Origin of the sequence: Pontibacter rugosus, from assembly GCF_042678745.1 — a bacterium.
In the GTDB taxonomy this organism is placed as follows: Bacteria; Bacteroidota; Bacteroidia; order Cytophagales; family Hymenobacteraceae; genus Pontibacter; species Pontibacter rugosus.
In genome coordinates this window covers 29,297-39,703 of the sequence record NZ_JBHTLD010000007.1, presented here as the reverse complement: position 1 = coordinate 39,703, position 10,407 = coordinate 29,297, and the positions used below count along the sequence as shown (strand labels likewise).

The 10,407-nt window shown below is 51.2% G+C and carries 11 protein-coding genes; 7 read left to right on the top strand and 4 right to left on the bottom strand.

The window, feature by feature from the left end:
- Positions 1-8: 8 nt before the first annotated feature.
- The gene (locus tag ACFQ2O_RS01775; protein WP_377522433.1) at positions 9-1,265 is read right to left on the bottom strand and encodes a Clp protease ClpP; all 1,257 of its coding nucleotides are present in this window, start codon (positions 1,263-1,265) and stop codon (positions 9-11) included.
- A 62-nt stretch (positions 1,266-1,327) separates the two neighbouring features.
- Between ACFQ2O_RS01775 and ACFQ2O_RS01770 the strand changes: the two genes are divergently transcribed.
- The 4 genes from ACFQ2O_RS01770 to ACFQ2O_RS01755 all read left to right on the top strand — a co-directional run bounded on the left by ACFQ2O_RS01770 (position 1,328) and on the right by ACFQ2O_RS01755 (position 5,369).
- Entirely contained in the window at positions 1,328-1,579 is a 252-nt protein-coding gene (locus ACFQ2O_RS01770; protein WP_377522431.1) for a hypothetical protein, read from the top strand.
- Complete coding sequence (locus ACFQ2O_RS01765; RefSeq protein WP_377522430.1) at positions 1,576-1,761, top strand: hypothetical protein; 186 nt, start codon at positions 1,576-1,578, stop codon at positions 1,759-1,761. Before ACFQ2O_RS01770 ends, ACFQ2O_RS01765 begins: the two co-directional genes overlap by 4 nt.
- A gap of 96 nt (positions 1,762-1,857) precedes the next feature.
- On the top strand, positions 1,858-2,169 hold the full coding sequence (locus tag ACFQ2O_RS01760; RefSeq protein WP_377522429.1) for a hypothetical protein: 312 nt from the start codon (positions 1,858-1,860) through the stop codon (positions 2,167-2,169).
- Positions 2,169-5,369, top strand: coding sequence for a hypothetical protein (locus ACFQ2O_RS01755; protein WP_377522428.1), 3,201 nt, complete (start codon positions 2,169-2,171; stop codon positions 5,367-5,369). Before ACFQ2O_RS01760 ends, ACFQ2O_RS01755 begins: the two co-directional genes overlap by 1 nt.
- Here the strand turns inward: ACFQ2O_RS01755 and ACFQ2O_RS01750 are convergent, their stop codons facing one another.
- On the bottom strand, positions 5,370-5,927 hold the full coding sequence (locus ACFQ2O_RS01750; RefSeq protein ID WP_377522427.1) for a hypothetical protein: 558 nt from the start codon (positions 5,925-5,927) through the stop codon (positions 5,370-5,372). It lies immediately after the preceding gene.
- 329 nt (positions 5,928-6,256) lie between these two features.
- Between ACFQ2O_RS01750 and ACFQ2O_RS01745 the strand changes: the two genes are divergently transcribed.
- Genes ACFQ2O_RS01745 through ACFQ2O_RS01735 form a run of 3 tightly spaced genes read left to right on the top strand, consistent with a single transcriptional unit; the run spans position 6,257 to position 7,537 of the window.
- A complete protein-coding gene (locus ACFQ2O_RS01745; protein WP_377522426.1) occupies positions 6,257-6,787 on the top strand; it encodes a hypothetical protein in 531 nt (176 codons plus the stop codon).
- Positions 6,788-6,812: 25 nt separating this feature from the next.
- Complete coding sequence (locus ACFQ2O_RS01740; protein WP_377522425.1) at positions 6,813-7,139, top strand: hypothetical protein; 327 nt, start codon at positions 6,813-6,815, stop codon at positions 7,137-7,139.
- Positions 7,140-7,141: 2 nt separating this feature from the next.
- On the top strand, positions 7,142-7,537 hold the full coding sequence (locus tag ACFQ2O_RS01735; protein ID WP_377522424.1) for a helix-turn-helix transcriptional regulator: 396 nt from the start codon (positions 7,142-7,144) through the stop codon (positions 7,535-7,537).
- A gap of 88 nt (positions 7,538-7,625) precedes the next feature.
- On the opposite strand, the gene ACFQ2O_RS01730 is transcribed toward ACFQ2O_RS01735, so the two are convergent.
- Both ACFQ2O_RS01730 and ACFQ2O_RS01725 read right to left on the bottom strand, forming a co-directional pair.
- The gene (locus ACFQ2O_RS01730; RefSeq protein ID WP_377522423.1) at positions 7,626-9,563 is read right to left on the bottom strand and encodes a hypothetical protein; all 1,938 of its coding nucleotides are present in this window, start codon (positions 9,561-9,563) and stop codon (positions 7,626-7,628) included.
- A complete protein-coding gene (locus tag ACFQ2O_RS01725; protein ID WP_377522422.1) occupies positions 9,563-10,402 on the bottom strand; it encodes a hypothetical protein in 840 nt (279 codons plus the stop codon). Before ACFQ2O_RS01725 ends, ACFQ2O_RS01730 begins: the two co-directional genes overlap by 1 nt.
- Between the last annotated feature and the right edge of the window lie 5 nt (positions 10,403-10,407).

The following is a 10,407-nucleotide window of genomic DNA, read 5'->3' as shown; positions in this document are numbered from 1 at the left end:
GTCTCCCTTTACTTTCTGATTTTTGCGGCAACACTGTCCAAGGGGTGAGCCTTCCCTTTGTTTTTGTCGGTGAACTCCTGAGCGCCTTTTGGCCCTGCGTTACCTGAACCCGGCACCTGCTTAGACAGCGTTTCGAGTTTCGCCTGTAGCGCCTTTACCTCTTTCTCCAGTGCATTATCAACCTGATCGGCTTTAGCTTTAGGTGTAGGTTTTTTAGCTGATGCAGATGCTTCAGTTTCTTCCTCCTCCTCTTCCTCGGCTTCAGTGATGTTGGCAACAGCACCATCCACGACTTCGATCTCACGGCCATCAGCCAGGTCGTACAGCCCGTCTTCCAGTGCTTCGGTGTATTCCGCATCAGCGAACACCTCCGTGCCCTGCTCCAGCTCACCTTCGTAGAAGATGTCGGCTCCGTCAGACGTTTCCGTGCTGGCCGCTACCGGCTCAGTTACTTCCTGCGCTTTCGGCTTAGGTTTCGGTTTGGTGCTTGCCGCTGGCTTAGGCTTGGCCGTTGCCGTTGGCTTGTTCTTATCGGCATCCTTTGTGAAAAGCGACTTCACGCCCTCGATCACAGAGGCTACGATGCCCTCTTTCTCTTCTTTTGTAATTGCCATGTTATTTGATTGAACTTGATTGCTCTTGGGATTATAGGAAGCAACTGCCTTCTTCTCTGCCTGAGCAGGCGCAGCGCCCTCGATATTGATCGGAAGCACCTCATCAATGAATCCTTCCGCTTTTGCCTCCTCGGCTGTCATGAAGCGCTCCTCGCGCAGCAGCGCCTGCAGTTCCTCCTCTGTTTTGCCAGATGCCGCCATGTACACACGGATCATCGGCATCTCGTATTTGTCGAGGTAGTCGGCGTACTTGCGCATCTCGTCGGCGTTGCCGGTACACTGCGCCCACGGCTTGTGCGCCATGAACAAAGCGTAGCTTCTGCTCTTGCGCATGCCCTTACTGGCACCCTGCATCAACAGCGAGGCAATGGAGTAGGCACGCGAGTCATTGATCACCTCTACCTTGATGCTTTTTTCCTTCAGCATCTCCATTTTAGAGAGAATCTCAAAGCCTTCGGTAACGCTGCCGCCATCCGAGTTGATGCGGAAGGTAACCTGCTCTAGGTCTGAGTAGCCGATGCTGCCGTCTTCATAGTTGAATCCAACCATCCAGTCGATGTAGTTCGCCATGAAGCCATAGCAGGTGTAACCCCACTCGTCCTCGAACTCCCCCACAGGCCCGTTGATGGATATATTTATGTGCTTTGGCATAAGGTTACACTATTGACTAAATATTTTAGTAAACTTACTATATTTATAATCACACTTTTAGTATGTTTACACTTTCAGTATGCACCCTGCATACAAAACTTTTAGCCAAGGATTTAATGGGAAAAGCATTACAGACGAGGGTTCTGGAACCCATCGAGCGCAACCTGCAGGAGCAGGCCGATTTGCGCGGAATTTCACTCTACCGCTACTTGCAGATGATCATGACAGAAGTGGGGCGCGGTAACGTCTCCTTCTGCCTGGTGGTGCCGGAAGGCTCCGCACTGATGCCGATAGCCAAGCCGCCAAAGCCATGAGCGCAGCAGAGAAGACCGTGCGCCAGCTGTGCCAGGAGATTATAGCATTGGCTGGCTACCTGAAGAACAACCCTGCCGACAGCAAAGCCATTGAGCTGCTTTGCTCCACTACTGACCAAATCAAAACCACTTCACCAAGTGAAAAGACCCAAGAGACTAAAGTTGAAATCTGCCTGGCTTAAAACACCCGAGTGGTTGCTTGAGCAACGGAATGAATTTAAACAGAGAATGAAGGCATGGCGGTCAACTGCGCACTACATTGATAAACTTACTAGCAGATGAAAGGAAAATATCTTATTACAACGGACGCATGGTTCTATGCTCCTGATGGCAAAATGTACCGTGCAGTCTGGGGAGATGTCGAAATACTGGAGGACTCGCTCCTTGGGTTAAAGACAAACCGGAACTCGACAAACTGGTACGCAAAAGTAGGCAGCGATGATAACCACGTTATTGTTGCCGGGTGCCAGATTCATTATGCCACTAAATGTCTGGAGTCTCCTAACACCAAGCCTGTTGCCGACTACTCAACGGAAGGCGGGTCATTAAAATGGTTTGAGCGGCCAACAGGAATTTATATTGCAAACTAATGAGCGACCAGAAGAAAGAGGTGCTGCTGCGCATCAGGATAGATGAGGCAGAGGCAAAAAAGAAAGCAGTGGATCTGGGCAAGCAGATGGAAAACAATAAGCGCCAGCAAGCCGAGCTAAACAAGGAAATGAAAGCCGGAGGTTTGGCTACTGATGACCAGATCCAGCGCCAGCAGGCCCTAAAGGCAGAATATGCCGATCTAAGCCGCCAGCAAAAGACGCAGCTCACCGTGCTGGAAGCGCAGGCAAAGGCTGACAATGCCCGTCTCAGTTCATTGGATCGGCTCCGGGCGCAGTCATTGCTATTGGCTAATGCTTGGCACGATATGACTGATGAAGCAAAGGCCAATGAAGATGTTGGTGGAAAGCTGGCTAAGAAAATCAATGAAGTCAATGTGGCGATCAAGAATGAAACCGCCATACTAAAGGACAACAAAGAGGTAAAGGAGTATGCCACCGGCTCCGTATTTGCCATGCGCGAGGAGTACGGTGAGCTTCAGAAGCAGTTCTATGCCCTAGGCGAGGCGGAACGCAAGAGCAAGGTGGGCCAGCAGATGCAGAAGGACCTGGAGAAACTGAACAAGGAGATATCCAAGGCAGAGCAGAGCATCGGCGTATTCAGCCGAAACGTAGGCAATTATACCACTTCCATACTAGAGGCTATCGACGGATCCGGTCAGCTGGGCGGGACGATCGAGGCGCTGAAGCAGGGTTATGATACCCTTACCTCCTTCATTGATGCGGCCAAGCAGGCAGTTATGAACGAAGCGGCGGAGAAGATCAAGGCAAATGCTGAGAAGAAAGCGGCAGCAGCAGCCACGGCAGCGGAGACAGCGGCAGAAACCGCTAACACGGCAGCTACCACTGCCAACACAGCTGCAGAAGCAGCCAACACCACAGCCACCGAGGCAGGAGCGGCAGCTGACACCTCAGGTGCAGCGGCCACTACTGGAGATACGGCAGCCACTACCGCCAATACTGCGGCTACCACAGGTAACACCACAGCCACAGCAGCTAATACGACCGCTACCAACGCTGGTAGCGCAGCCCAGAACATCAGCAAAGCTGCAATTATAGGCAACGTGGCGGCGCTCAAGCTATTGAAGTTTGCGTTGGCTGCCACTGGCATCGGTGCGGTGTTGCTGCTGCTAGGCGGCCTTATATCCTTCCTGACCAGAACACAGGAGGGCGTGGATATGGTGAGCCGCAAAACCAAAGGCTTCACGACCATCATTGGCGTACTGACTGATAAGCTCTCTGCAGTGGGCAAGGCAACGCTAGACTGGTTCAATGGCATTGAGGACTTTGGTGACTTGGTGAGCAAAGTTGCCAACCTGATCGGTGACCAGCTGCTGGTGCGGCTCAAAAGCTTCATCACGCTGTATGAGGCCTTCCGTGATGGTGATCCAAGCAAGCTAGGTGATGCCTTTGTGCAGTTCACTGCAGGCGTTGAGAACGCTAGCGAGAAGACGAAGGCACTCACCAAAGAATTGAATGAAGCCAGAAAGTCAGCTGAAGCCATCGAGAAGGAGAACCAGCGCATACGTGACTCTGAGCTACAGCTGAACGAGGCCAGAGCCAAGGCGAATGCGCAGATCGAGAAGTACAAGCTGGTGGCCGAAGATGTGACCAAGTCCGAGAAAGAGAGAGCAGACGCAGCACGCAACGCTTTCCAGTTGGAGGAGAGTATCCGCACGCAGGAACTGAAGCTGCAGCAGGATAAGATCGCCAACATTGAGGCAGAGCAGGCGCTCACTAACAACCTGTATGAAGATAACAAGCAGCTCTCTGAGGAGAAGGCAAAGCTGGCGGAGATCGAGGCGGCATCGGTGGGCAAGTCAATCGAGCTGCAGAACAAGCTGAACGCCCTGCGACAGGAAGGTGCTGCCAAAGCCAGAGAGGCAGTGCTAAAGCAACTGGAGGCTGAGGCGGCGCTGCTGGAGATACGTACTGAGTCAGCGCTCAACTCTGAAGAGGACGTGCTGAACCTGCGCCTGCAACTGCTGCAAAAGCGCACAGAGCAGGAACTGAAGCAGGAGAACCTGACGCAGCTCCAGGTAAAGGTGATCAAAGCCAAAGCGCTGTCAGAAGAGGGCAAGCTGCGTGATGAGTTCAGGGAGCAGCAGCGTCAGAAAGAGATCGAAGATGCGGAGCGCACCAATAATGCGGCGTTTGAGACAGCCAAACGGGTAATGTCGGTTGCTAACGCTAAGCAGGAGCTTATACTAAAGCAACAACGTGCTAAAGGACTGTTCACTGAGAAAGGATACCAACAAGAGCTAAGCAACCTTAAGCTTACCCAGTTGCAGGGTGAGGTTATGATGCTGGAACAATTCAAAGGCAAGATTCCTGGCATTGAGGAAAAGATTGCTGAGAAGCGTTTACAAATTAGCAGCCTGCTTGCAGATGGTCAAATTGAAAATCTTAACCGTGTTGAGGATAAGGAAAGAGACCTGACAGAAAAAAGGCGTGCAGAACTTGAGCAGCAGGCAAACGATACCAGAGACTTTGTTGCAGCTATAGGAGAAACCTTTGCAGCTTCGTTAACCCAGCAGGGAGCAGACATGCAGAAGTTTACACAAGGAGTACTGCTGCTTGTAATAGATACAATTGAAAAAGTTGTAAATGCTCAAATAGCTGCATCAGTCGCGACAGCAACAGGTAACTCACTTGCTCAATTTGATTCAGCCACAACCTTTGGGGCAACTGGTTTAGCTCGTGCAGCCGTGATAGGTGGTCTCATCAAAGCAGCTTTTTCAGTTTTTAAAGCTGGCATTATCCAAGCCACCAGCGGCAGCTCTCCTGATTACTTTGCAGACGGCGGTATATTCCGTGGTCCATCACATAAACAAGGAGGTATACAGGTATACAACAGGCAAGGGGTGCACGTAGCTGAAGTGGAAGGAGGTGAGCCTGTGTTGACAAAGGCAGTTAGCCAAGATCCTAAACTTTTAGCAGCAGCCTCAGCGATAAACGTAGCAGCAGGAGGCCGCCCACTCTTAAGAAACCCATACCTTGCAGCAGGAGGTACGCTACCAGCCCCAACACGGCAGTGGCTCGGCGGAGGTAGTGCACCAGTAATCGACTACAATAAAATCGCTGCTGCAGTGGCAAAACTCCCGCCTTCTACTCTTTATATCTCTGAGCTAAGTAAAACCCAAAGCAAGGTTGATCGCAGGATAAAGGTTTCAGATCAATAATTACCAATTCTCACCAATAGGCAAAGCCATAGTTCTCTTTATTGATTCAATACTAGAGACTATGGCTTTATCTATTTCTCTTTGATACGACTCCTGAATTGCAAGTATAGTTTGACCTTGTGGCTTAAGCGCACCTGATTTGTAATATAAGTTCTTAGGGAGTGGTTTATAAACGCTTCCATCCTCAACAGGTGTCTTGGTAGCACCACGGCCCTGCTTCGTCTCCAGCAGTAAGTTCGAGATGGAATATTTGTAGCGCCCGTCTTTCCCTTGCAAGGTAGCAGTATAATGGAGCCTTACAGGAATCTTTTGCCCCATGCCATCTATAATCATATCCTTTTTATCCTGCCAGCTAACCTCGGTTGCATCTACTTTCAGCACTTCCTTGCCATCTCTAGGAATAGCCCTCAGCGCACGTTTGTAAAGCTCTGCCTGGTCAGCATCAACGTTCACCACTTCCTGGTACACAATCTTCCCCTGCTCATCGCGTGGCGGCTCAGACTGCGCAAAGGTCACAAGAGGCAGGCAGATCAGCAGGGCGAGTATAAGTTTCTTCATGGGGGTAGGCTTTCAGTTACAGCAACTTATAATATAGTAATAACGTAATGCTGTTTGTAAATCATCTTAAACGGAGCGTCACCTCTACAGCCTGTTACATCAGCTAACCGGCCTTACGAAGTGGCGCTTTTCGTTAGCAAGTATAGCAAAACGCTGATACAAAGTCACGGGTTGCGGCAAAGTGTAGTATAGATACTATGCATCAGAAGGAACATGCGTAAATGAACTAAAATATATTTACGCATTACGTAACTTTTATTTGCGCATTAAAGTATAAAGGTATATATTTACAACATCAATCAAGCAGCTAAACACTAAAGCACAAGATTATGACAACTCAGAACACCACCGCCAAATTCAACAAAAGCGAAATCTTCACTAACGCCTGGTCACTCGTTAAGACAGCAGGTAAGTCTCTTTCAGAAGCCCTTAAAGCAGCCTGGGCAAAAGCTAAGAAATCTGCACTAACATTTCCAGAACTTGTAAGTCTCGCTAAAGGTGAGCCAAACAAGCATCGCCTTATCCCAAACAGCGAAGACTATCAGAACATACTGGCTATGTGCAAAGCTTCTTTCAAACCCCTGGAAGGTTCTGAAAAGCAAGTAAAATGGGCTGAATCACTTCGCGAGAAAATGGTTACCAATATAGCATACATAATAGTTAATAACGCTCTTTGCGATGCTCTTGACGCACTTCGCAGATATGGAAGAACAGTAGAGTACCTGGTGCAGTATGGCGAGGCTTCTTTTGAGAAAGCTGTTGCAGCTAGCAAGATCATCGCTTACCAAACAAAAGCAACCTACTTTATCAACAATAGAGACAATGACTATAGCGCTCTTGCTGCAGTAATGAACAAATAAACCACAACTTATAAACTTAAATACTATGAACACAATGTCAGAATTCGCGATTGTGGTCACTTTAGACCAAAGCAACACAAAGCTGTACAAGCAGAAAGCTGAAACAGCAGAGCAAGCGCTAGAGCTTCAACTAGAAGAGTTTAGGAGCAGTTTTCCAAGAAGCGAGGGAAGTTTTAGTTTGGAGGTGGGAGAGCTAGAGAGCACAGTGTTTCCCTATCATGGCAAAAAGGAAGGCTCAAAACATGGGCTGCTCTTTGGCACGTTATGGATAAGCAAGCCGAATAAATTCGTAAACTTTGAAAGAGCTGAAGGCAGCTACTCTGATTGGGCGAAAAAAGTTATTGCGCAGTAACCATGCAAATACAACTAGACAAAACCACCTTACCTGCTAACGACCAGCAGGTAAGGTTTCGCAAAGTAGGGGAATCTGACTGGAAGGAGGGCGTGTTCATAGGCGAAGAGGAGAACATCTTTGTAGACAGCCTGGAAGGCGCAGGCAACCCAGTGGGCGTGTGGGACGTGGAAGAGTGGGAGCCACTGGAGCAGGAGCTGACGGAAGGCGAGAAGCTCAGGCGGCACCGCGAGAAGCAAGGCCTCACGCAGGCGCAGTACGCCGCGCAGGTTGGGTTTAGCCGTGACGCCACCATCTCTGACTACGAGCTCAACCGCAAGCCCCTGCCCGGCTTCATGAAGCGTATCATGCAGCTGGAGAAAGAGGTGGAGGCGCTAAGAAAAGGCCGCACACGTTAAGCAGAAAGCCACCCTCATCAGGTGGCTTTGCTGTTGTTATATAATCTTCAATGAAAGTTGTATATAATTTCATTGCAAAGTTGTAGTGCTACAACCTCCACAGCTGGCACTCAGTCGGCCCCTCCCCCGTGAACTCGTTGATGCTGTTCAGGTAGAAGTAGTCCTGGAACTGGTCGAGCCAGATCGGCACGGCAGGGTCATAGCCGGCCACGTCTTGCACGCTGAGCAGGAAATATGGCGTAATACCCTTGCAGCTTTCCAGCACGCCCTGTAACGCTGTGTAGCGTGTAGGAAGCAAGGCAGCGAAACTGATCGGCTCAAAGCTGCTGCTTCTGCCTGTCACGTTCACCGCATAGTTGCGGCTCTCGCGGATGAGCAGCGGCAACTCACCGCCCAACACAGCGAGGCGCGGCTCTACCTTATTGCGCTTGTAGGTGATCTGCTCCGAGAGCTCCCACCTGCCCGCCTTGCGCTCATACACCGCCCAGCCTTCCTTCACAAAAGGGTCTGCCGTGGCGTTCTTCACATGTACCCGGTTGCCATCGGAGAAGCTGCCGGAGTTGCGCTGCGCAATCGTGTCCACTGTGTGAGAGTAGTTTTGTGGGTATTTCTGGTCTGACTCAAACAGCGGCACACGCAGAAAACCTGCCACGTCCTCAGAGGCGGCGAAAGGCATCTCCACGATGTTCTTCTCCTCTTCCAGCTGCTTGTCATCAATGCTTAGGAAGTAATCACCCTCACCGCCTAACTCATCTTCCTTATAGCGCCACCAGCTCTTCTGCGCAAACTCACCGAAGCGGTACTGCACCGGCACGCGCTCCGATGCCACATACACCAATTTACCTGACCAGTCCAGCGCCTGCGCCCTATTCTCCAGCAGCCTGTTGAATGGCGTGAGAGAAAGCATATTGCTATAGGGGTCAAAGGTCACCATCAGATCGAGCAGCGAGCGTATAGCCTTGAAGAAGTCTTTCTGCTTGATGTCCGGCAGGTTGAGCGCTACATCCCACTCCGTTCTGAAGTAGGCCTCCTCGTCATAGGAGCTCTCCACGTCAAAGGAGCTGTAGCGGGAGTTTCCAGCAACGGGCGCTGACTCCGGAGACAGGTTGCTGCGAAGTATTAAGACCTCCAGCCCCGCCAGATTGTAAGGCGGCAGGATGTCGAAGGTCGCCTCCAACACTGTCTCGTTTAACGCGGTGACAGTTATCTCCTCGCGCTTCAGTTCCACCCCGTTCTGACGCAGGATCAAAGCAATAGAAGAGGCTACATTCTCACCTATATAGGTGGCGAAGATGCTGGCCTTCACCTTCAGCTTACCGTGGTCAGTCACCGCAATCGGTGTGAGCGCGGCCATGTCACGCACCTGCTTCCTGGCATCCAGCCATGCCTGCGAGTGCAGCGGCTTATCATTGGAGAAAGGCAGTATCAGCTTCTCCCACAGCTCGTCGTCTATGCCGGTGTAGTCTACCCCCGCCTCCAGCAGCATCTGCTCAAACACGGTGCGCACGAACACAGAAGGGTGGCGCTCATCAGCCCATAGGTTGCCGGAGGTGAAAGGCTTACCGTTGTTTATAGCATCGTAGATATAGCCAAAGGTGTGGTCGCGGAAGTACCTAGCCCCGGTCACCACGTTCTGAAAGTCCCATGTATGGTTGAAGCGCGAGAGGTCCAGGTCACGAATGCTTTTGTCGCCCAGCCTGGCAAACAGATCTAGCGCACCGCTAAACACCTGCAGCTCATAACCCTCATTCGCCTCGGTCAGGAAAGCTTTCGGCAGCGGCACCACCTCCACCCCATCCTGTAGCACGGAGGCATTCAGCTTAGTATAAGGCGCACGGCTCTGACTGGCCACATCGGCGGCATTGCTCAGCACCTGGTGGTTGCGCTCCGTGTAAGGCAGCGTCAGGCTGTTGGAGTAGGAGCTCTGCACGGACTCTGGTTTCGTAATATCATTGCTTTGAACTGTAACTGCAAAAACAGCATCCGGTGCCAGGTCCACTTTCTGATTATCGATGTACAATTCCATTATCTTCTCAGCGTGTTGATCGGTGCTTTGATGATTTCCACCGTAATGTCATAGCTTCTTCTGCCAAGCGGCATGGCCGGCAATGTCGCAGGCTGCACATACACGTCTTCCGCCTCACCTGCCTCGGTGTGTATCCATACCTTCGGTGAGGTGTAGAGCTGCCAAAGCGCCTGATAGCGGTTGTAGTCCAGCCCTGCAGCGCGCAGCACCATTGCCGGACTGCCAGACTTGGAGGCAGCACCCAACAAACCGTTGCTGTAGCTGAACTCACCTGCTGCCTCAGATGCAAACGGTCGGTCCACCTTACCGTCAAACACCCACGTGTCAATACCGCCCAAAGAGTTGAACCAGCGCAGGCACACGCCGTCCGAGCAGGGCAACACCTCAATCAACTTCACCTCTGTAAATACCTTAGGTGAGTAGGTACAGGCGTTCTGGTCTGCGTTGCCGGGCGTGGCTTCGGGGTTGTAGTTGTCGGCGGTCGAGTCGGTGCAGCCCAGCACCTCCGGTATTGGCTCTGGCTCTGGTTCCGGTTCAGGCTCGGGTTCTGGCTGCGGATCAGGTTCTGGTTCTGGATCAGGAGAGTTGGCGGCGAGCTGCGCGTAAGGGAAGTAGCGTTGCTGCGTAAAATACCTCATGTCTCCGTCGCTTTCCTGAATTGTGTATTGCTCCGGGTCTGGCTCCTCCTCTAACATAAACCCGCTTCCGATTTGCTCAAACGTATCCACATTCCATACACTGATATCCTGTGCAACGTCGTCCCAGCGCACTACATAAGATTGATAGTAAATGCCTGAGCCATCAGGCACATCTACAAGGAAGATATCTATTAATGCCATTGCTT

Bases quoted from the DNA above. Each gene is read 5' to 3' on its own strand.
- ACFQ2O_RS01765 (WP_377522430.1), top strand. From the start codon at position 1,576: ATGAGCGCAGCAGAGAAGACCGTGCGCCAGCTGTGCCAGGAGATTATA.
- ACFQ2O_RS01745 (WP_377522426.1), top strand. From the start codon at position 6,257: ATGACAACTCAGAACACCACCGCCAAATTCAACAAAAGCGAAATCTTC.
- ACFQ2O_RS01760 (WP_377522429.1), top strand. From the start codon at position 1,858: ATGAAAGGAAAATATCTTATTACAACGGACGCATGGTTCTATGCTCCT.
- ACFQ2O_RS01770 (WP_377522431.1), top strand. From the start codon at position 1,328: ATGTTTACACTTTCAGTATGCACCCTGCATACAAAACTTTTAGCCAAG.
- ACFQ2O_RS01730 (WP_377522423.1), bottom strand. From the start codon at position 9,563: ATGGAATTGTACATCGATAATCAGAAAGTGGACCTGGCACCGGATGCT.
- ACFQ2O_RS01725 (WP_377522422.1), bottom strand. From the start codon at position 10,402: ATGGCATTAATAGATATCTTCCTTGTAGATGTGCCTGATGGCTCAGGC.
- ACFQ2O_RS01740 (WP_377522425.1), top strand. From the start codon at position 6,813: ATGAACACAATGTCAGAATTCGCGATTGTGGTCACTTTAGACCAAAGC.
- ACFQ2O_RS01750 (WP_377522427.1), bottom strand. From the start codon at position 5,927: ATGAAGAAACTTATACTCGCCCTGCTGATCTGCCTGCCTCTTGTGACC.
- ACFQ2O_RS01755 (WP_377522428.1), top strand. From the start codon at position 2,169: ATGAGCGACCAGAAGAAAGAGGTGCTGCTGCGCATCAGGATAGATGAG.
- ACFQ2O_RS01735 (WP_377522424.1), top strand. From the start codon at position 7,142: ATGCAAATACAACTAGACAAAACCACCTTACCTGCTAACGACCAGCAG.
- ACFQ2O_RS01775 (WP_377522433.1), bottom strand. From the start codon at position 1,265: ATGCCAAAGCACATAAATATATCCATCAACGGGCCTGTGGGGGAGTTC.